15 protein-coding genes are annotated in these 20,269 nt (G+C 66.3%); 6 read left to right on the top strand and 9 right to left on the bottom strand.

Annotated elements, in window-relative coordinates; translation table 11 throughout:
* Positions 1-748 precede the first annotated feature (748 nt).
* On the top strand, positions 749-1,351 hold the full coding sequence (locus ACZ1JX_RS02870) for a LysE family translocator (RefSeq protein WP_465125295.1): 603 nt from the start codon (positions 749-751) through the stop codon (positions 1,349-1,351).
* A gap of 2 nt (positions 1,352-1,353) precedes the next feature.
* Here the strand turns inward: ACZ1JX_RS02870 and ACZ1JX_RS02865 are convergent, their stop codons facing one another.
* The 9 genes from ACZ1JX_RS02865 to ACZ1JX_RS02825 all read right to left on the bottom strand — a co-directional run bounded on the left by ACZ1JX_RS02865 (position 1,354) and on the right by ACZ1JX_RS02825 (position 14,898).
* Positions 1,354-3,771 carry a glycoside hydrolase family 3 protein gene (locus ACZ1JX_RS02865; protein WP_465125294.1) on the bottom strand — a complete coding sequence of 806 codons (2,418 nt, stop codon included), beginning with the start codon at positions 3,769-3,771 and terminating at the stop codon, positions 1,354-1,356.
* A 79-nt stretch (positions 3,772-3,850) separates the two neighbouring features.
* Entirely contained in the window at positions 3,851-5,026 is a 1,176-nt protein-coding gene (locus ACZ1JX_RS02860; protein WP_465125293.1) for an MFS transporter, read from the bottom strand.
* Between the two features lie 5 nt (positions 5,027-5,031).
* The gene (locus tag ACZ1JX_RS02855; protein ID WP_465125292.1) at positions 5,032-6,093 is read right to left on the bottom strand and encodes a LacI family DNA-binding transcriptional regulator; all 1,062 of its coding nucleotides are present in this window, start codon (positions 6,091-6,093) and stop codon (positions 5,032-5,034) included.
* Between the two features lie 6 nt (positions 6,094-6,099).
* Positions 6,100-7,005: a glycoside hydrolase family 16 protein gene (locus tag ACZ1JX_RS02850; RefSeq protein WP_465125291.1), complete on the bottom strand. Its 906-nt coding sequence runs from the start codon at positions 7,003-7,005 to the stop codon at positions 6,100-6,102.
* Positions 7,002-8,504 (bottom strand): tryptophan halogenase family protein, encoded by a 1,503-nt coding sequence (locus ACZ1JX_RS02845; protein WP_465125290.1) that lies wholly within the window; start codon positions 8,502-8,504, stop codon positions 7,002-7,004. Before ACZ1JX_RS02845 ends, ACZ1JX_RS02850 begins: the two co-directional genes overlap by 4 nt.
* Positions 8,501-9,532, bottom strand: a complete 1,032-nt coding sequence (locus tag ACZ1JX_RS02840) for a cupin-like domain-containing protein (protein WP_465125289.1) — start codon at positions 9,530-9,532, stop codon at positions 8,501-8,503. The genes ACZ1JX_RS02845 and ACZ1JX_RS02840 overlap by 4 nt, the downstream gene beginning before the upstream one ends.
* Entirely contained in the window at positions 9,525-10,244 is a 720-nt protein-coding gene (locus ACZ1JX_RS02835; RefSeq protein ID WP_465125288.1) for a SapC family protein, read from the bottom strand. The genes ACZ1JX_RS02840 and ACZ1JX_RS02835 overlap by 8 nt, the downstream gene beginning before the upstream one ends.
* A complete protein-coding gene (locus ACZ1JX_RS02830) occupies positions 10,241-11,794 on the bottom strand; it encodes a tryptophan halogenase family protein (RefSeq protein ID WP_465125287.1) in 1,554 nt (517 codons plus the stop codon). The genes ACZ1JX_RS02835 and ACZ1JX_RS02830 overlap by 4 nt, the downstream gene beginning before the upstream one ends.
* Positions 11,795-11,919: 125 nt before the next feature.
* Positions 11,920-14,898 carry a TonB-dependent receptor gene (locus ACZ1JX_RS02825; RefSeq protein ID WP_465125286.1) on the bottom strand — a complete coding sequence of 993 codons (2,979 nt, stop codon included), beginning with the start codon at positions 14,896-14,898 and terminating at the stop codon, positions 11,920-11,922.
* Positions 14,899-15,177: 279 nt separating this feature from the next.
* Between ACZ1JX_RS02825 and ACZ1JX_RS02820 the strand changes: the two genes are divergently transcribed.
* The 5 genes from ACZ1JX_RS02820 to ACZ1JX_RS02800 are packed head-to-tail and all read left to right on the top strand — an operon-like array spanning position 15,178 to position 20,222.
* Positions 15,178-16,452: a DUF3422 domain-containing protein gene (locus ACZ1JX_RS02820; RefSeq protein WP_465125285.1), complete on the top strand. Its 1,275-nt coding sequence runs from the start codon at positions 15,178-15,180 to the stop codon at positions 16,450-16,452.
* Between the two features lie 44 nt (positions 16,453-16,496).
* Positions 16,497-17,498, top strand: a complete 1,002-nt coding sequence (gene bchI / locus ACZ1JX_RS02815) for a magnesium chelatase ATPase subunit I (protein WP_465125284.1) — start codon at positions 16,497-16,499, stop codon at positions 17,496-17,498.
* Positions 17,495-19,183, top strand: a complete 1,689-nt coding sequence (locus ACZ1JX_RS02810; RefSeq protein ID WP_465125283.1) for a magnesium chelatase subunit D — start codon at positions 17,495-17,497, stop codon at positions 19,181-19,183. Before bchI ends, ACZ1JX_RS02810 begins: the two co-directional genes overlap by 4 nt.
* Entirely contained in the window at positions 19,180-20,064 is an 885-nt protein-coding gene (bchO, locus tag ACZ1JX_RS02805) for an alpha/beta fold hydrolase BchO (RefSeq protein ID WP_465125282.1), read from the top strand. The genes ACZ1JX_RS02810 and bchO overlap by 4 nt, the downstream gene beginning before the upstream one ends.
* Positions 20,061-20,222 carry a hypothetical protein gene (locus ACZ1JX_RS02800; protein ID WP_465125281.1) on the top strand — a complete coding sequence of 54 codons (162 nt, stop codon included), beginning with the start codon at positions 20,061-20,063 and terminating at the stop codon, positions 20,220-20,222. Before bchO ends, ACZ1JX_RS02800 begins: the two co-directional genes overlap by 4 nt.
* Positions 20,223-20,269: the final 47 nt, after the last annotated feature.

Genomic DNA, 20,269 nt, shown 5'->3' with positions numbered 1-20,269 from the left:
GGTCAGGAGAGGGCCAAAGGCCAACCCGCTCCTCTCTCTTCGGAGGTCAGGCTTTTGCCGAAGCCTCCGGCGCGATCGGTGCGGCAGGTGCGCGCGGGTTCAATGCGGGGCGTAAAGCCCAGACCCACCGGGCAAACCCTGTCGTTACCCAAGGACAGACAGGACACCCCAGGGCTGATAGCACGGCGCCGAACCCTGAGCGACGCTGCGGATGCGGAACCCGCCATGATTGTGCGACAGTGTCAGCACAAACGACAGGTTCTTTTCACGCAGCCGCTTGCCAGAAGCCAAGGCAGCACGCGAGCCGCTGCCAAAGCTTCGTCCTTTCACATATGTCCGCCCTCAGGCTGAGCCGACAAGGGGTCCGGAACCGCCCCCCGGCCACTCGCAACCGGTCCCGCGCCCTCCCCGCGCGTGCCACGACGGCACCGCACCGGTCGCGCGATCTGTGCCTTCCCCCGGCGTTACCGTCCGCACTCGCCAGCGGATGCTTTGCTTTATCGCGTATCGGCGATGCCCACCCCCAGCCCCTCCCGCTTGCGGGAGGGGAGAGACACGCAGCGCTTCATCCAGCCCTCCCGCAGGCGGGAGGGCCGCGAGACTTACTGAACGCAGTGAAGTTGGTCGCAGCGGGGTGGGCAAACAGCGCAACCTCGAAACAGAAGATCAGCCAGCCCCCAACACCACACTTGCCCTCCGCCACCGTCGCGTCCAAGCATCCGGCCAACACCCACCGAAAGCACCCCGCTTGGACCTGACCGGTTTTGCCCTAGCCGTCCTGCTGATCGAACTGACGCCCGGCCCCAACATGGCCTGGCTGGCAGGCCTCGCCGCGACCGAGGGCAGGCGCAACGGCCTTGCGGCGGTGGCGGGCGTGGCGATCGGGCTGCTCGTCAATGGCGTGCTGGCGGCGCTCGGCCTTGCCGCACTGCTGGCGACGATGCCCGCCTTGTGGAACGCACTGCGCATGGCAGGCGCGGCGATGATGGTCTGGCTGGCGGTCGAGGCATGGCGCGGCGCGGGCAAGCCTCAGGCGCCGGGCAATGGCAGCGCGACCCGCCCCTTTGCCGCAGGGGTACTGATCAACCTGCTCAACCCCAAGGCCTACATGTTCTTCGTCGTGGTCGCCCCGCAGTTCCTCGGCGGCGAGCTGCTCGGCCTGCGCAACGCGCTGCTGCTCGCCGCGATCAGCACGGCGATTGCCACCGCGATCCACTGCGCCATCGTGCTCGCCGGCGCCCGCGCGCAAGGTTGGTTGGCGGACCCGGCACGGACGCGGATCGTGCGCCGGGTCTTCGCCTTCGTCATCCTCGGCGTCGCCGCCTCGTTCCTGCTGGCTCCGGTCCGCTAGGGTCAATTCGCCAGCGGCGGACAGGCGTAGGTCTCGCCTACACCCTCGATCCCGGCATTGCGCAGGCTTACGACAAACCCCTTGTCCGCGCCCATCCGCAAGGGCGAGCCAACCGCCTGCAGCTTCGCGCCGTGCGCGGCAAAACAGGTCAGCGGAATGCGCAGGGTGCCAGGCTTGCCGACCGCGCCGAGGCTCTGGCTGACATCGAGCCGCACGCCTGCGAACGAGACCGTCACCGGCCCCGTGCCCCGCGCATCAGGGCGCCAGTCAAGCCGCAGCGCAAACCCGCCGTTGAGGTGACGTTGCATGTCGACCGGCGGACCATCAAGCGCGAAATCGCCCTTGCCGCTCCACGTGAACTGCCGCGCGTCTTCCTGCGCGGCAACGTCCACCGCGCGCATCGTGACGGTGCTGTCGAGCCCCAACCGCCACGGATCGATCACCTTGCCGGCGCGCATGAACGTCGTCTCGCTCAGTGCCGAGCCGAGTTCGACGCGCGGGTCCTCGTTGACCGGGCCAATCTTGGCGGGCTTTGCATAGCTCAGGCCATGGCCCACGCGCCACAGCGGTTCGACCATTGGCGAGCGCGCGTCCTGCGGCCAGTCGAATGCCAGCGTTCCGGTAAAGTCGCGCACCGGCTTGCCGTCCTTGCCCGCCACCAGCACGTCGGCCACGCCCTGCCCTTGCGAACCCGGTTGCCATGCGGCGACAAAGGCATCGGCAAGGTTCAGCTCGGGGCCGACAAACATCGGGCGGCCCGAAAGGAACACCGCGACGACCGGCACGCCTTGCGCCTTGAGCCGCTTCATCAGCTCCAACTCACCCTCGCGCGGATGGAACATGAGATTGGGCACATCGCCCTGGAACTCGGCATAGGGCTGCTCGCCGAACACCACCACTGCAACATCGGGCTTGGTCGCCGGGACGTCGCTGGCGATCTCGGCCTTGCCGCCCGCCGCGCTGACCGCCTCGACGATCGCCCGGCCGATGGTGCGGCCCTTGGGGAAGTCCGCGGCGGAGGTATCGGTGCCTTGCCAGGTGATCGTCCAGCCGCCAGCCTGCATCGCCATGCTGTCAGCTCCGGGACCGGTCACGAGAACCTTTGCCCCCGGACGGATCGGCAGGACCGAACCTTCATTCTTGAGCAGCACCAGCGACTTGGCCACAGCCTCGCGCGCAATATCCAGATGCGCCTGCGCACCCACTGCCGCCGGATCGCCCCGCCCGACGGGCTTTGCCCCCATGAGGCCAAGCTTGTACTTCACCCGCAGCACCCGGCGCACGGCATCGTCAAGCCGCGCCATCGGGATCGTGCCGTCGCGCACTTCGCGCACCGTGCTGTCGAACAGGCCCTTCCAGCTGTCGGGCGCCATGTAGAGATCAAGGCCCGCATTGATCGCGGCCGCGCAATCGGTGGTGGTGCACCCCGGGATCTGGCCATGGCCGTTCCAGTCGCCGACGATCAGCCCGGTAAAGCCCATCCGCCCCTTGAGCACATCGGTCAGCAACGAGCGGTTGCCGTGGTTCTTGACCCCGTTCCAGCTCGAGAAGCTCGCCATTACCGTCAACGCCCCGGCGTCAATTGCCGGGGGATAGCCCTGTGCGTGGAGGCGGACGAGTTCGGCTTCGGGCAGCTTGGCATCGCCCTGGTCCTTGCCGCCCTCGGTCCCGCCATCGGCGAGGAAGTGCTTGGCGCTCGCAGCGACCTTGGCGGCGGGAAGCGGCTTACCGGCGCGCAAAGGCCCCTGCAGCCCCTCGACCATCGCCTTGGAATAGGCGGCAATGACGGCGGGATCGATGGAGTAGCCCTCATACGCGCGGCCCCAGCGCAAGTCCTGCGGCGCAGCGAGCGTGGGGGCGAAGGTCCATTCGATGCCCGAGCCCGCGACTTCGGCGGCGGTGGCCTGCCCGATGCGGTGGATCAGTTCGGGATCGTGCGCCGCGCCGAGCCCGACGTTGTGCGGAAAGATTGTCGCGCCCGGCAGATTGGAATGGCCATGGACCGCATCGACGCCGAACAGGATCGGCACGCCCGCCCCCACCTTGCGCGATGCCGCGCGGTATTCGGTCACCAGCTTGAGCCACTTGGCCGCATCGGCGCGCTCGTCGCCATAGGGGCCGCTGTTGCCGCCCGCCAGGATCGAACCGAGCGGATAGCGCTCAAGGTCTGCAGGCGTGACCGAGCTGATGTCGCCCTGAATCACCTGCCCGACCTTCTGCTCTAGCGTCATGCGCCGGATCAGGCGATCGATGGCGCGCTCGGTCGCGCGATCGGTCAGGGCTGCGGGGCTGCGGGCGGCAGGCCAGTTCGCCGGATTGGCAACGCCACCTTCCGCAGCTTGCAGCGCGGTGCTGCCAAGCAACAGCAGCGACGAAGCCAGCAGACCGGCCTTTATCCGCGCCGTGGTTCCCTTCGACATCGACTTCCCCAAATTCTGTGAACGTTCTCAAACGAGCGTTTCACACGTTCGGCAGCGGAAATCAAGTCCTGCGCGACGGTCAGTGTTGCAGTCTGGAAAGAAGCACCATCGCGGTCACCGCAAGTGCTGCAAGCACGGCGAAGAGCGCGGCGAATCCGAGCGTGGGAACGAGGGCGAGCGTCAGTGCCGGGACCGCCAGCGAGGGGATCGTGTTGGTCAGGTTGAACAGCCCAAGATCGCGCCCGCGCCGCGTACTGTCGGGCAGGACGCGCAAGGTATGGGCGCTGTGCAGGGCGAGGAACACGGAGGTCGAAAGGCCGAACAGGATGTATCCCGCCACGGCCAATTCGCCACCTGTTGCCAGCGCCATTATCACGAGCCCAATCGCTGCCCCGCCGCAGGACAGCGTCAACGGCACGACCGGCTTGCCCGCTCGGTCCGCCCAGCGCCCTGCGAGCAGCGCCGCAACAGCGCCTGCGATCATCGCGACAAGCAGGACCCGGGCAATCGCATCGTCGGCAAGCGCCGGATCGACCGAGCGCAGCCAGAGGTAGAAGAAGGCGAACAGCGAGGCTTCGGAAACCTGCACCAGCAATCGCGCGACCCACATGCGCGTGGCCATGGCGCGCAGGACTTTGCTGGCCACTTCTCCGCCACCACTCGCAGGTTCGCCCCCGGTTCGCCCGCCGTCTTCGCCCAGCAGGACCAGCGGCAACACGCAGGCCATGATCACCGCGCCGACTGCAGCAAATCGCTGCATCTGATCGGCAAGGAACGGCAGCGTAACCAGCGCTCCGGCAAGCGCGCCCGAGGCAGGCGCGAAGGCGAGCAAGCCGCCGAGCATGCCCTTGCGCGCGTCGGGCACGCGGTCCCCCGCCCAGGCCGAAAGTGGCCCGAGCATCAGGTTCAGGCCAAGCTGCCAGACGGCGATAACCACGATCAGGGCGGTCAATGTCTCCACGCGCGGCGCAATCTGAAGCATGGCGCAGGACAGGAGCAGGCCAGCCAGGACGAAGGGCTTGCGCCGCCTGGCAAGGTCGCTCAGCCAGCCGAACGCGATGTTGCACAGGCTCGCCGCGATTGCGCCCAGAAACGTCGTGGCCGCAAGCCAGCGCACCGCCTCGGTCCCCGCCAGCTGCTGCACCTGCATCGGCAGCAGCAGGGTCAGGAACGGGACATATCCGATGGTCGAACCCGCCCAGGCCAGCGCGTAGAGCGCGAGGAAGCGGTGCTCCTGCCGGTTCGTGACGGCCACGCCGCTCAGCTTGCCGGGCCGGTGGAGCCGCGAACCTCGAACCCCATCGGCAGGATCACCGGCGCGATGTCCGCCCCATCGTCACGCTGTGCCCCGATGAGCATCCGCACCGCCGTCGCCGTGGTCTCGGCAATGGGCTGGTCCACCGCCGTCAAGGCGGGACGGGTGAAGCGGACGAGCGGCGTGTTGTCGAAGCTCACCAGCGACAGATCTTCGGGGATGCCAAGGCCGAGTTCGGCAGCCACTTCCGCCGTGGCCAGCGCCATCTGGTCATTGCTGGCGATGATTGCGCTCGGACGGTCGGCGCGGCCCAGCAGCGCCCGCGCGGCACGAACGCCAGAAGGATAGGTGAAGTCGCCCGCTTCGAGCAGGCCATCGGTCGCAAGGCCGGCCGCATCCATCTCCGCCCGCCATCCGTCGACGCGCTTTCCGGCAAGGCGATACTCGGACGGACCGGAAATGAAGCCGATGCGCCTGTGCCCGAGGTCGAGCAAATGGCGCGTCGCCGTTCGCGCGCCCCCTTCGTCGTCCATCGAGACGATGATGCCTTCGGGCAGGCCTGCCTCTCCGGTCTGCGCGCCGATCCGGGCGAAGGGCACCTTGTGGCGCGCGAGAGTCTCGAGGATCTGGGGATTGTCCGAGTGCGGCGGGGTCAGAATCGCGCCGTCGGGCTGCAGCGCCGCAATCGCTGCGCCAAGCTCGCGCTCTACGTGGTCGTTGTGCGTGTCGACCAGTTCGAAGATCAGGCGGTAGCCGTGCTCGGCGCATTCCAGCATCCCGCCCAGCAGCATCTGGTCGACCCAGTCGGTCCCCTGACGCGCCCGCCAGTCGGCAATCGTGCGTTCGCGGTCGTTGAGCGCCAGGATCAGGTACGAGCGTGATCCGCTCATCCGCTGCGCCGCGATCGAAGGGACGTAGCCCAGCTTGTCGATCGAGGCCTGGACCTTCTCGCGCATTTCGGGCCGGACGTTGGCCTCATTGTTGATGACGCGGCTCACCGTCTGCAGCGACACACCCGCATCGGCTGCCACGTGCTTGATCGTCACCGCCTGCCGCCTGCGCGCCATGGGCTGTCAGTTACCCCCGTTCTTCGTTCCCATGAGAGCGTTAACCGCAACCGTCGGCTTTTGCCAGACGCGAACCCAATCGACTGCCATGGTCTTGGGAAAACCGGAGAGATCGACGCCTTTCGCATTGCGCCCTTCCGGCAGATGCCCACCGATGGCGAGGTTGAGGATCAGGTGGAACGGCTTGTCGAACGGCGCGCCCGGCTTGTCCGAGGCGAGCGTGTGCCACTCGTGCGGCTCGCGCCGGGCGTAGTCCTTGCCATCAACACGCCAGACCATGCCGTCCTTGTCCCATTCGACCTCGTAAGTGTGGAACGCGGTCGGATCGGCCAGCGCCGTCTCTTCGGTGATGTAGCGGTTGCGCGGCGGCTCGCCGCCAAAATGGATCGTGCCGAGCACCCGGTTCTCGGAGCCGCCTTCGCAGGGCTCGCAAGGCTGGCCGAGGTTGACCGCCTCCGTGATGTCGATCTCGCCCGAGCGGGCCCAGCCGCCATAGGCCCAGTCTTCGGGCAGCATCCAGATCGCAGGCCACGTCCCCTGCCCCTGCGGCAGACGCGCGCGGATCTGGACCTTGCCGTATAGCCACGACGCCTTGCCCTGCGTCGAGAGCCGCGCTGAAGTGAACGGCTTCTCCCGCTTCGCCACGGCCTTTTGCGGATTGTCGCGCTGGTCGCGGGGGTAAGCGGGGCCGGTAAAGTTCTCGCGCTGCGCGACGATCTCCAGCACGCCGTCCTTCACCCGGTGGTTCTGGGGACGCGCGGTATAGCACTGCCGCTCTTCGTTCCCGCCGCCCCAGCAGTCCTCGGCCAGGACCCAGCGATTGCGATCGAGCGATGCGCCGTCGAACTCGTCAGCCCAGACGAGTTGCCATTGGGGCGCGGCGGCAGCGGCAACCAGCAGAACGATGCTCATGCCGCCGCCGGAACCTCGGCACCACAATAGCGCGCCACGTAATCGGCGTGGGAGGGCAGCGAAGCCACGGTGCGGGTCACGTTTTCGCGCAAGCTGGCGAGCAGATGCGCCAGTTCCTCGTCCCGAAGCTTGGCGGCGACAGGGTGGTGGCTGCGCGGCATGATTCCCTGCCCCATCATCACCTGGATCCACGAATTCTCGGCGAACAGTTCTTCGTTCTTACGGAATACGCGGCCCGTCTCGCGGAACAGTTCGATCTTGTGTTCGAGGCTGGCGGGGATCTCCATGCCCGCGCAGTGCCGCCAGAACGGCGTGTCGCGCCGGTCGGTCGCCTTGTAGTGCAGGACGAGGAAATCGCGGATCTGCTCCATGTCGGTGAACTGCTGGTCGTTGAACTCGTCGATGTCGCGGCTGCTGATCGGGCCTGCCGGAAGCATCCGCACGATGCGCAGGATCGCGCGCTGGATCAGGTGGATGGAAGTACTTTCCAGCGGCTCCATGAACCCGCCGGAAAGGCCGACCGCGACGCAATTGCGGTGCCACTGCTTGCGCCGCGCGCCGGTGCGGAAGCGGATATGGTTGGGCTTGACCAGCTTCTCGCCCTCTACCGTCAAGAGCAGCTTTTCCAGTGCCGCTTCATGGCTCAGGTAGTCGCTGCAATAGACCACGCCGTTGCCCTGCCGGTGCTGCAGTGGAATGCGCCACTGCCAGCCAGCTTCGTGCGCAATGGCGCGGGTGTAGGGCACCGGCGGGCGCACGCTTGAGGTCTGGATGGCAATCGCGCTGTTGCAGGGGAGCCAGTGGGTCCAGTCGTCGTAGCCTGCCCGCAGCGCACCTTCGATCAGGAGCGCACGAAAGCCGGTGCAGTCGATGAACAGGTCGCCCTCGATGCGGCGGTCCCCTTCGAGCACGAGCGCAGAAATGTCGCCGCTCTCGCCATCGAGTTCGACGCGGCCAATCTTGCCTTCGATGCGCGTGGTGCCGTCAGCTTCGGCCATCGCGCGCAGGAACTTGGCGTAGAGCCCTGAATCGAGCTGGTAGGCATAGTTCATCTTGTCGTCGGGCAAGTGGGCGAACTTGCTCGCCTGGGCCGCCTTCAGTTCGAGGCAGTACTGGCCGTAGTCCTCGCTATGCCCGCGCTCCAGACCGTTGAGCCAGAAGTGCTGGAATCCGGCGGACCAGTGGTCCTTGCCGGTGCCGCCGAACGAGTGGAAGTAGGTCTCGCCCGGCACGCGCCAGTTCTCGAAATTGATGCCGAGCTTGAACGTCGCCTGCGTGGCGCGCATGAACTCGGCCTCGTTGATGCCGAGCAGGCGGTTGTAGGTGACTAGCGGCGGGATCGTGCTCTCGCCCACCCCGATGGTGCCGATCTGCTCGCTCTCGACCAGTGTCACCTGCGCGACCGCCCCAAGCGTGCGGGCAAGCGCGGCGGCGGTCATCCATCCGGCGGTGCCGCCGCCAGCGATCACGATGCGGCGAGGCAGTTGCGAAGCGGTCATTGGCTGAGGCTCCTAAGGAGAAACTGGTGGATGCGGGCGGCGCCATGCGCGTCGATGGGTCCAAGCGCGCCCTGCGCCTGTTCGGGGATATGCGCGCGGGCGTCGTCGCCGCCCGAGAACACGTAGTATTCGAACATGTCGCGCCACACTGCACGCTCGGCTTCGGGCAAGTCGCGGATGGCAAGGATCGCGTGGGTCAGCGCGGTCTGCGGCTGCCCGTGGAAGCGCGGCGTATCGCGCCACCAGTAGTTGAGCAGGATGTTGAAGCGCTCCAGCGCCTCGACATGGTGCCACCACAGCGAGGGGATGAACAGCGCATCACCCGGCTCGAGTTCGGCCACCTGCGCGCTGGCCAGCGCATCGGCAAAGCGCGGGTATGCGGCAAAATCAGGCTTGGCGAAATCGACCATGCTGACGGCGCGGCCGGCGGGCGTGTTGTCGATGGGGCCGAGGTAGAGATTGCGGAACTGGTCGGGCGGAAACAGCGTGAAGCGGCGACGTCCGGCGACACAGCAGGCAAGGTTGTCGGGAAAGTCGTTGTGCGCAGCAATTCGCGTGGGGCTTCCGATCCACAGGCTCTTGATCAGATCGCGCTGGCCGAGGTCGAGGTGGTTCTCGGCATCGACGCCTTCAAAGTGCGCAGGCACGTCGATGGAAGCGAGATAGATCGTCGGCGGATCGGCGCGCTCCTCGTTGTCATCAAACCCGGTGAAGATATCGGCCAGCTTGCCGCGCGCCATGCGGAAGTTCATTTCCATCGCCGCGTCATAAAACAGGCGGCCGCCGCTGCCGGGGTCGGCGATGGAGACGGCAAAGGGCACGGGCCGCGCGCGATCGACCAAATAGGCACGGGCGGCTCGGGCGGATTCTAGTCCTGCTCGGACAAGCGGCCAGTCCGCGACAAGCCCGCGCAGCACAAACGGCTCGGTGGCTTCGCGCAGCATTGCATCAAGTTCGCTCGCGTGGCCGAGCTTGCGCTCGGCAACAGGGGCAAGCCTTGCGTGAAACGGGCCGTCTGAGTCAGCCACCACGCGCCCGCTCGTTCTTGCGCGCCACGAGGTCGGCAAAGTGCGACAGCGAGGCGATGATCATCGCGATGCGCAGGAGGTGCCCGCTCCCCATCAGATCGGCCAGAGCGTCGCCATCAAGCGCGGTCAGCTTTTCCTCGTTGATGGTGTGATAGCCGACGAGAGAGTTTTTGGAGCCATCATCGAGTGTGACTTCGAGGCTGAAGGGTTCGGCCAGTTCGTACCGGTCGAGCGCGGCGAAGAAACTGCCTGCTTCGCGGTGGGCGAAGTCGAGATCACCGAGTTTGCTGGCAATGTCCTCGAGGAACGGCGTCGGCTTTCCATCGGCGTCAAAGGCTCGAACGCCCTCGCCGTTGGTGCTGATACGCGGGTGATCGAGATCTACGTGGACCTGACCGACCCCATCAGGCGTCGCCGGCCGACCGACAAGGAAGGGCTGGATCGCCATGGCGAGCGGGCGATAGGTCGCGTCCCAGCGGCCATCGCGCAGGAACAGGTTCTCGCCCGTCTCGAACCCGAACAGTGCCAGCGCTTCCAGCTTGCCGGTGGAGAGGTCTCGCCGCAAGACGATCGGGTAATGCGCCTGAACCGAGCGGAACTCTGCCGGGACGGTGACGCAGGCCATGACATTGTCGCCAAGCTCGGCGCTCGCTGCGGTGTCGATGCGCAACTCGCCGTGGTCGGCAGGGTTGAGGACTGCGTGGTTGCTCATTTCACTGCCGCTCCGTGCATGGCGATTGGGTCTGCGGCCGAAACGGGGCGCAGGGCATCGAGATAGGTCCTGTTCGAAGGCAGGGCCGCTGCCAGTGCGCGCGAACGCTGGTGCACTTCGGCCAGACGTTCCACCGCTGCGCCCGCCTTGTCTCTAGCACCCTGCGGCACAGCAAAGCCCATGCCATAGAGAACGTATTGCTGGCTCGCTGCGCAGAACAGTTCGTCCATGCGGGGCAAGTCCCAAGCCGAAGGAGGCTGATCCCGCCAGAGTTCGAGGCATTCGGCAAGGCGCGCAGGGATCGTCGCGGGATCGCGCTGTGCCAGCCAGTAGGGCTCTGTCCGGCGGCTCAGGACATAGTGCAGCTTGAGGAATTCGACGATGCGGTCCCAGCGATAGCGGAACAGCTCGTTGAAGCGCTCGGCCAGAATGCCTATCGTGGCGGCGCGGCGCGGGAAGTTGTCGGCCAGCGCCTTGATCGAAAGCTCGATGGTGACGATGGCCGATGCCTCAAGCGGTTCGATGAACCCTGCGGACAGGCCGACGGCGAGGCAATTGCGTTCCCAGAAGCGGGCGCGGTGGCGGGTCGAGAATGACAGCTTGCGCGGGCGCAGTGCGGCAGTATCGGCGCCGGGAACCTTGGCCGCGATATAGTCGCGCAGGATCTCTTCGGCGCGCCCGTCTTCCATGAAGCGCGAGGCGAAGACGCAGCCGATGCCGCGCCTTGTGGGCAGCCCAATGTCCCAGATCCAGCCAGCCTCGTGCGCGGTGCCGATGGTCTGCGAGGCGATCGGACTGCCCGGCTCGACCGGCACCTGCATGGCAAGGGCGCTGTCGTTGAAGGAGACGTCGGACCGGTCGACCCACGGCACGGCGCAATGCCTGCCGATCAGGATGGCAGCCTGCCCCGAACAATCGATAAAGAAATCGCCCGCAAGCCTGCGCCCGTCGTGCAGTTGCAGCGCGACAATGTCGCCGCCTGCGCTGCCCTCAACGCCGGTGACCTGCGCGGCAACATGCGTGACGCCCAGCCGCGTGGTGGCGTGGCGCATCAGCAGCGCGGCAAACTTGCCAGCGTCGAGATGGTAGCCGTAATTGAGCGCCCCGGCATAGTCCGGCATGGCGCGCTGGCGTGGTGCAAGGCTTTGCAAACAGGCAGAATGCTGCGGGGTCATGGCTGCAGCAAAAGGCAGGTCAGCCGATTTGGCCTGCCACGCGCCGAGCAGTGCGGCCATGTCTCCCGGCGGCGGCGGCGTGAAGGGATGGAGGTAGCTGTCCTGCGCCGTGCCATCGACCCAGCCATCGAAGCGCGAACCCTGCTTGAACGCGGCATCGCACTGGGCAAGAAATTCCGCTTCGGGAATGCCAATGGTGGCGAGCGTCTCGCGCATGGTCGGCCAGGTGCCCTCGCCCACGCCGATGGTCGGGATGTCCGGTGCCTCGACCAGCGTGATCGCAAGCTCGGGCCGCCGCGCCGCGAGCAGGCAGGCCGATAGCCATCCTGCGGTGCCCCCGCCGACGATGACAACCTGTTGCACCGACCCGCTCATCGCTCACCCAATCCAGACGCCGGTTGGTCCGGCCGCCGTGTCCGTCTCGAAAACCCCTGCGGCCCGCACTGCCGAAGCAATACGGGCCGCCGGTCCTTCAATGTCAACGGGTTACCCCGCCTTCATCAGAAGGTAAACCGCGCACCGGCAGCATAGCGCGCATAACCCGGTGCCGCAAAGAACACGGTCTGGTTGTTGCGCTGGTAGCCCTTGCGGTCGGCGTTGGTGATGTTGATGCCTTCGACAAACACCGTCACGCCCTTGCGGATTTCATACGAAGCGCTGGCGTCGAACTGGCCGTAGGACTTCACGTAGTACGGATCGAACCCGTAGCCAGCGAGGAAGCCTGCGCGCCAGTTGTAGGCCACACGAGCCTGCAGACCGTTCTTGTCGTAGAACAGGACCGCGTTGGCACTGTCGCTGACCCCGTTCACCGCGAACTGCGGAATGGTGTAGCGCAGCGTGTTGTCGAACTTCGTGTCGCTCTTGACGACCGTGTAGTTCAGGATCGCGCCGAAGCCGGTATCCCAGAAGCTGTGCTGGACCGCGAATTCCCAACCCCAGAGCTTTGCCTTCTGGTCGCTGTTGGTCGGCTGCGTGGTGATGAAGTTCACGAGCGGATCGGACGCCTGGCCGACGACGCCGGTAACCACCCCGTTGTTGTCACGAATGACCGTCGAGGGGAAGTTGGTGCCGATGTAGTCGAGCAACTGCTGCGCCGTGGCATTGGGGCCGAGTGCAGCACGCGCTGCTGCTGCATTGGCACCCGCTGCCGCATTCGTCAGGCCGAATGCAGGCTGATTGACCTGCGTCTGGCTGATGAAATTCTTCACGACCTTGTGGAAGAAGCCCACCGAAACGTAGCTGGTCGGCGCATAGTACCACTCAGCCGAAAGATCGACGTTGTTCGACTTGTACGGCAGCAGACCGGGGTTGCCGCTCGATGCCGTGCTGCCACCGATGCGGATCGGCGAGGCGAGCGTGGTGCCGCCCTGCAGCGAAGTATAGTCGGGACGCGTGATGGTCTGGCTGTAGGATGCGCGCAGACGGACGTTCTCGATTGGCTCCATGTCGAAGTCGATCGCGGGCAGCCAGTTCTCGTACTCACCCTTGAGCGAGGCGGCAGCGACCTGCTGCGGATTGCCGTAGTCGATCGCGGTTTCGTTGCCGCCGGTCCAGATCGTGCGGACCGGGATTGGCACCTGCGCGGTCGAGTCGACCTTGGTCTTCTCGTAACGCAGACCGAAGCGCAGGTGGGCCTTGCCCGCGCCCAGATCGAACGAATGCGTCGTCTGGAGATAGGGTGCCCAGGTGCGTTCACGCACGGTGCGGTCGGTAGTGTATTTGGCGATGCAGGTGCCCGCTGAAACAGCGGTGCTGCAGATTCCGAGCTTGCTGTCGAGCAACTGGATCAGAGCATCGGTGTTGATCTCGAAGTAGCTCGGTATGATCGACGCATCCTGCGAGCCCGGCATGCCCGAAAGATCCTTGGGCAGGTTGCGGATCTGGTAGAGATCGTCCGGCGTTTCCGCCGCCGAAAGCGTGCCACCCCAGGTGTCGTTCTGGATAACGCCGAAGGCCGAGCGGACCTTGTTCTCGGTGTAGGTCACGCCGAAGTCGAGGCTGTCGATGAACGAGGCGTCGAAATCGTAGCCGCCGCGCAGGGCAACTTCGTTGATCTCGTCGCGCATGTAGGCAGTACGGAAGGCGTTGCCTGCCGGGCGGATGTTCGCAGCATTGATCTCGGCACCGGGGTACATCAGCACGCTGATGACCGGCATGTCGGAGGTGTAGTCGACCTTCTGCGACTTCACGCCGAAGATCGCGCTGCCAACGGCAATGCCCGAGCCATAGGGCTTGGTCGGCTTGCTCTCGGCGGTCGAGTGGTGACCGTCGAGTTCGAGGCGCAGGCCGCCGGGGCCATCCCACTTGAGGTTGCCGCCGATCGAGTGGTTGCGCGAACGGTTGGCCGCGACCGCGCCGGTGATGGCGAGATCCTTCCCGGGGCCGAAGTTCTCGGCATAGAAGTTCGGGCCAGCCGCCGGACCATCGGTCCAGCTGCTCGAGGTGTCGCCATGGTTGAACCACACGCCGATCGAGTTGGTGCGCGCGTCGATCGTGTTCTGCGAGAAGGTGTAGTCCACCGTCGCCGTCAGCGTGTCGGTCGGCTTGACCTGGACGACGGCCTGACCGTTGATGCGCTTGCGGCGGAAAGTGGTGAAGTCATAGCCCGCGTTCTGCGTGACCTGATAGATGTCGTTGGGGCCGGGGCGGTTCTGGATGTTGGCAGCACCGGGCGTGCCCGGCTGCGCCAGCGAGCCCCAGTTGTTTTCCGAACCAAGGTAGCCTTCACGCCAGCCTGCGTTGAACTGCGCCTGGCTCGCCTTGCGGTCCTGATAGGAGCCGGTCAGCAGCACGCCGATGCGGCCATCGGCAAAGGTGTCGCTGATGATGCCCGAAACTTCCGGCGTCAGGCTGGTGCCTTCGAACAGCGAGGTGTCATAGACACCCTTTGCGCCGATGCTGCCATGGAAGCCGGGGCGTTCGAGGGGCTTGGCGGTCTTGATGTTGATGACCGAGCCGATGCCGCCGGTAGCCAGCGATGCGCGGCCCGACTTGTAGACTTCGACCCCGGCAATGCCTTCGGAGGCAAGGTTGGCGAAATCGAACGAGCGCGAGGCCGGAGCGCCGCTGCTGCCGCCGAGGCTGGAGGCAGGCATCTGGCGGCCGTTGAGCAGGACGAGGTTGAAGTCCGGGCCGAAGCCGCGAACCGTCACGGTCGAACCTTCGCCGTTCGAACGGTCGATCGACACGCCGGTGATGCGCTGGAGCGATTCGGCGAGGTTGGTGTCGGGGAACTTGCCGATGTCCTCAGCCGAGATCGCGTCAACCACGCCCTGAGCGCTGCGCTTGATATCGAGCGCTTTCGACAGCGAGGCGCGGATGCCGGTGACGACGATGGCTTCGCCGTCGTCCGAGGGAGCGGCAGCGGCATCCTGCGCCTGCGCTGAAGCTGAAGCGAGTGCCAGCGCCATCGCGCCAAGGCTTGCGGCGCGGATCGCGCCTGAACGTACGGCGCTGCTGCGCGATGCGGAAACTCTCATGGTCCTCCCCCTTAGATTCGGAATCGACGCTGTGCGCCGTATTTCGGGCCTGAATTGCTCTTGTGAACGTTCACCTAAATGAGAACGTTCACGCAGTCAAGTGTGTTCGCCATGCAGCAAGAGTGCAGCATTGTCCTTTAGGGCAATGTCCGCAGTGGCTTGGCCAAAGTCCGAGGAATCCGTTTGGAGCACCCGGGAACTTCGCATAGGCTTCGGTTCAAGCGGCGGTCGAAGCGGTGCGATCATCCAGCCAGCCGCGCCCAGGGAAAGATTACCCTCATGCGCGACCATGAACTCAGACGCAGGGCTGTCGGCGAGATGCATCTGCGGCGCTGGCCGCTGCTGCCGGTCCCTTGCCATATCGTGCAATGGGTCCTTGCCGTCGACGATGCCGAGCGCGCCGACGAACTCCACGCGATCGAGTTGCAGGCAGGCGGCGCGGATCTGGTCGGCAATCCCTCGCACCGCGAAGGCCGCGTCAACGATCGCGTGACCTTCACATGGGAGCGCCAGAGCGAGGGCAGCAGTCTTACTCTCTATTCGTCCCCATGTGACGAGGCCGGGTTTCTCGATCCCGCCAGTGACGGACACATCAGTCAGGCGATTGCCTGGGCGCAGACGCTTCCGGGACAGGTCATCCGCAGCACCCGCATCTGGCTTGGCGAGAACGACGCCGACTTGCAGCGCGTGCTCGACCAGCATTCGCTCAACCGCGACGAGCTTGTTTCGAGCACCGTGGGCGGCGGCATCCGCATCTGGTCGGACTTCCGCATCATGGACGACGGATTCGGGCGCCTGTTCGTCGCGGCCAACGGCGCGGACCGGCGCGACCTGACCCGCCAGCTGCAGCGGATGCAGGAGCTGGGCAACTACCGCAACAAGGCGCTGCTTGGCCTGCCGGTGGCGCGCGAATGCTGGCCCAAGCTCGATGCCGCCGAGGAGCGCCTGCGCGACCTGTCCAACCGCATTGCCGACAGCGACGCGCGCGACGACAGCCTGCTGGAGGAACTGTCCGGCCTCGCACTCGATCTTGCTTCGGTTTCGACGGCGATCTCGTTCCGGATGGATGCCACCCGCGCCTATGGCCAGATCGTCGAAGAGCGACTCGAACAGCTCGACGTCAAGCCGGTGGAGGGTTTTGCCTCGCTGGTCGATTTCACGCAGCGTCGCTTCCGCCCGGCCATGAACACCTGCCTTGCCACCAATGAGCGGATCGAGCGCATCGCCCACCGCACCGAGCAGCTGGCTTCGCTGCTGCGGGCGCGGATCGATACGCGGATCGAGAACCAGAACGCCGAGCTGCTGCGTTCGATGGAACAGTCGATCTCGATGCAGGCGCGGCTGCAGCAACTGGTCGAAGGTCTCTCGGCCGTCGCGCTCAGCTACTATGTGCTCGGCCTGCTCAAGTATGCGCTCTATGCCGTGCCGGACGATGTGCTGGGCGTTTCCGACGAGTTCGTCGTCGGCCTGCTGGTCGTGCCGCTGGTGCTGGGCGTGTGGTGGACCATGCACGTACTCAAGGACCGCCTGATCAAGACGTCAAAACAGAAATAATTCCGCTTGTCCTGACGCCTGTTAATGTCCAAGGTACTGGACAGATGGCGCGCTTCCCCTTCTCTGCGATCGTCGGTCAGGACGAGATGAAGCTCGCGCTCCTGATCGCAGCGGTCGATCCCTCGATTGGCGGGGTGATGGTCTTTGGCGACCGTGGCACCGGCAAGTCCACTGCTGCCCGCGCGCTGGCCAGCCTGCTCCCGCCGATCATGGTGATGGACGGTTGCCGTTTTGGCTGCTCGCCCGATGAACCCCATGCCTGCCCTGGCCCATGCGAGGGGAAGAAGGCCTCCAAGCGAGCCGTCCCCTTCGTCGACCTGCCATTGGGCGCGACAGAGGATCGCGTGCTTGGATCGCTCGATCTCGAACGCGCGCTGCGCACCGGCGAAAAGGTGTTCGAACCGGGCCTTCTCGCCCGCGCCCATCGCGGTTTTCTCTATATCGACGAGATCAACCTGCTCGAGGATCATCTGGTCGACCTGCTGCTCGATGTCGCCGCCTCGGGCGAGAATGTCGTGGAGCGCGAGGGGCTTTCGGTGCGCCACAAGGCGCGCTTCGTGCTGATCGGCAGCGGCAATCCCGAAGAGGGCGAACTGCGCCCGCAATTGCTCGACCGCTTCGGCCTCTCGGTCGAAGTGCGCACCCCGCGCGAGATCGAGAGCCGGGTAGAGATCATGCGCCGCTGCGCCGCGCACGACGCTGATAGCGAGGCATTCTCGCAGAGCTGGGCCGAGGAGGACGACAAGGTCCTCCACCAGATCGCGCGTGGCCAGAAAAAACTCGCCAAGATCGAAGTTCCTGACGAAGTGCTGCACGATGCCGCGCGCCTGTGCAGCGCGGTCGGTGTCGATGGTCTGCGCGGCGAACTCACCCTGATGCGCGCCGCCCGCGCCTATGCCGCGCTCAAGGGTGCCAAGGCGGTCAAGCGCGATCACCTGCTGCACATAGCCCCCCTCGCCCTGCGCCACCGCCTGCGCCGCGACGTGCTGGACGAAAGCGGATCGACCGCCCGCATCGAACGCGCGATCGCCGAACACTTCAAATGAGCAACCCGCTCGCAGATGCGCTGCTGGCAGCGCGCCTGCTGGCCTGCGACGCGAAGCTCGGCGGCATGGTCCTGCGCGGCGGCGGGCCTGCGCGCGACATGGTGCTCGAAGCCCTGCGCGGCCTGCTCCCGCCCGGCACTGCGTTCCGCCGCCTGCCCGGCCATATCGACGATGACCGCCTCTCGGGCGGCACCGACATTGCTGCCAGTCTTGCCACCGGAATGCTTGTCCTCCAGCGCGGACTCCTCGCCGAAGTTGCGGGCGGCGTCCTCGTCATCCCCATGGCCGAGCGCCTGCGCATCGACGTGGCCGGGCGTGTGGCACAGGCGATGGACAACGACGGCACGTTCCGGCTGATCCTGCTCGATGACGGCGCCGACGGCGATGACCGCCCGCCGCATGCCCTGATGGAGCGCGTCGCCTTCGACCTGAGCCTTGGTGCCGTGCGCCCCGCCGATCTTGCGATGGCCTTGCCGGAACCCGCCACTTCCGCAACCGCCATGTTGGAGAGCGAGGCCATGTCCGCTCTCGCCGCAACGGCAACGGCACTGGGTGTCGCATCACTGCGCCCGCTGCTCCACGCCGCCAGCGCCGCCCGCGCCCATGCCGCGCTGGCAGGGCGCGAGAGTGCCGAGATGCTCGACCTCGAAGCCGCAACTCGCCTGGTCCTAGCCCCGCGCGCCACGCAACTGCCGCCGGACCCTGAGCAAACACCGCCTCCGCCCCCCGAACCCGAACGCCCGGAGAACGAGCGCGAGCAGAACGACAGCGATGAAGACGACACGCCGCCCGAGATTCCCGAAGACCTGCTGATCGAAGCCGCCCGCGCGATGATCCCGCCCGACGTGCTCGATCTGATCGCAAAGGGCCGTGCCCAGCGCTCTGCACGCGGGGGCGGACAAGGCCGCAAGACCGGCTCTGCCATGCGCGGCAAGCCCCTCGGCGCGCGTCCCGGCATGCCCGGCGGCGGGGTGCGCATGGCGCTGGTCGATACCTTGCGCGCGGCGATCCCTTGGCAACCTCTGCGCCGCCGCGATCCGGCTCCCGAAGGCGCAGGCCCCATCCGTTTCCGCCGCGACGACTTGCGCGTTCGCCGCTTCGAGGAGCGCGCCACTGCCGTCACGCTGTTCTGCGTCGATGCCTCGGGCTCTGCCGCGATGTCGCGCCTTGCCGAGGCCAAGGGCGCGGTCGAACTGATCCTCGCGCAGGCTTACGTGAAACGCGCCGAGGTTGCCCTGATCGCCTTTCGCGGCAAACAGGCCGAACTTCTCCTGCCCCCCACCCGCTCGCTCACCCGTGCCAAGCGGGCGCTGGCCGAACTGCCGGGCGGCGGCGGCACCCCGCTCGCCAGCGGCATAACGCTCGCGCGCCAACTTGCCGATGCCATCGCCTCGCGCGGGCGCACGCCGATGCTGGTGTTCCTGACCGATGGCAGCGCCAACATCGCCGCCGATGGCTCGCCCGGACGCCCGCAGGCCAATGCCGATGCCCTGACCGCCGCGCGCGGCATTGCCAGCGCAGGGCTGGATGCGGTGGTGATCGACATCTCCCCCCGCCCCCGCCCTGAAGCAGCCCGCATCTCCGAAGCGATGCGGGCCCGCTATATCCCGCTCCCCTTCGCCGATGCCAAGGCGCTGAAGACCGCCGTCACGCTCGCTGCACAACCCGAGAAGAAGCGCGCATGAGCGGGCCGCGCTGGGAGATCGAGGGCAAGGACTGGCCCAACCGCGCGGCCAGCCGCTTCATCGAAACCACCGGCATTCGCTGGCATGTCCAGATCTCAGGTAAAGGCCCCGCCGTGCTTCTGCTCCACGGCACGGGCGCCGCCACGCACAGCTGGCGGGACGTCCTGCCGCTGCTGGCACAGCATTTCACCGTCATCGCCCCGGACCTGCCGGGCCACGGCTACACACAAGGGCGGCCAAGGCAGGGCCTGACCCTGCCCGGCATGTCCACTGCCCTCAACGAACTGCTGGAAACGCTGGATATGCGGCCGATGCTGGTTGGCGGACACAGCGCGGGTGCCGCCATCGCGCTGCAACTGGTCCATGCGCGCGGCGAGGCGACGCCGGTCGTCGGCTTCAATCCGGCGCTGATGCCCTTCCCCGGCCTTGCCGCAAAGCTGTTCCCTTCGCTTGCCAAGGCACTGTTCGTGAACCCCTTTGTGCCCCGGATGCTTGCCGGCATCGCGCGCATTCCCGGCGAGACCGGCCGCTTCCTGCGCCGCGCCACCGGCTCCACGATCGACGCCAAGGGTATCGCCGCCTACGAGGCGCTGATGAGCAACCACCGCCATTGCAGCGGTGCGATGGAAATGATGGCAAGCTGGGATCTCGAGGCGCTGAGTCGGCTCCTGCCGAAAATCGCCAGCCCGGTTCTGCTGGTCCATTCGAGCGCCGACAGCGCCGTTCCGCTAGACTCGGTGGAGCGCGCGGGCAAGTTGATCCCCGATTGCCGTCTGGACGTCCTGCCCGGCCTCGGCCACCTTGCCCACGAAGAACAACCCGCCCGCGCGGCGGACATCATCCGCATGTTTGTCGAACAGAAGACAGGAGCGCCGGCATGAACGCTGTGGGAGAAAACTTCGGGTGGATCGAGATCGTCGTCTTCGCCGCCATCGCGCTGGGCTTCGGTCTGTGGCAACTGCGCTCGATCAATCGCGAGATCGCCAAGGACAAGGAAGCAGCCGAGGCAAGGAAGCGGCAGGACGGCGACGGGGCTTGACCCATCCGTCCTTGCATCGCCGGGATCACACCCCATCTAGGGTGAAA

It is taken from the genome of Novosphingobium sp. BL-A-41-Hi4A-0G, from assembly GCF_055521735.1.
This window is presented reverse-complemented; position numbering and strand designations above follow the sequence as displayed.

Bases quoted from the DNA above. Each gene is read 5' to 3' on its own strand.
- ACZ1JX_RS02865 (WP_465125294.1), bottom strand. From the start codon at position 3,771: ATGTCGAAGGGAACCACGGCGCGGATAAAGGCCGGTCTGCTGGCTTCG.
- ACZ1JX_RS02855 (WP_465125292.1), bottom strand. From the start codon at position 6,093: ATGGCGCGCAGGCGGCAGGCGGTGACGATCAAGCACGTGGCAGCCGAT.
- ACZ1JX_RS02845 (WP_465125290.1), bottom strand. From the start codon at position 8,504: ATGACCGCTTCGCAACTGCCTCGCCGCATCGTGATCGCTGGCGGCGGC.
- ACZ1JX_RS02820 (WP_465125285.1), top strand. From the start codon at position 15,178: ATGCGCGACCATGAACTCAGACGCAGGGCTGTCGGCGAGATGCATCTG.
- ACZ1JX_RS02830 (WP_465125287.1), bottom strand. From the start codon at position 11,794: ATGAGCGGGTCGGTGCAACAGGTTGTCATCGTCGGCGGGGGCACCGCA.
- ACZ1JX_RS02835 (WP_465125288.1), bottom strand. From the start codon at position 10,244: ATGAGCAACCACGCAGTCCTCAACCCTGCCGACCACGGCGAGTTGCGC.
- ACZ1JX_RS02850 (WP_465125291.1), bottom strand. From the start codon at position 7,005: ATGAGCATCGTTCTGCTGGTTGCCGCTGCCGCCGCGCCCCAATGGCAA.
- bchO (WP_465125282.1), top strand. From the start codon at position 19,180: ATGAGCGGGCCGCGCTGGGAGATCGAGGGCAAGGACTGGCCCAACCGC.
- ACZ1JX_RS02825 (WP_465125286.1), bottom strand. From the start codon at position 14,898: ATGAGAGTTTCCGCATCGCGCAGCAGCGCCGTACGTTCAGGCGCGATC.
- ACZ1JX_RS02800 (WP_465125281.1), top strand. From the start codon at position 20,061: ATGAACGCTGTGGGAGAAAACTTCGGGTGGATCGAGATCGTCGTCTTC.
- ACZ1JX_RS02810 (WP_465125283.1), top strand. From the start codon at position 17,495: ATGAGCAACCCGCTCGCAGATGCGCTGCTGGCAGCGCGCCTGCTGGCC.
- bchI (WP_465125284.1), top strand. From the start codon at position 16,497: ATGGCGCGCTTCCCCTTCTCTGCGATCGTCGGTCAGGACGAGATGAAG.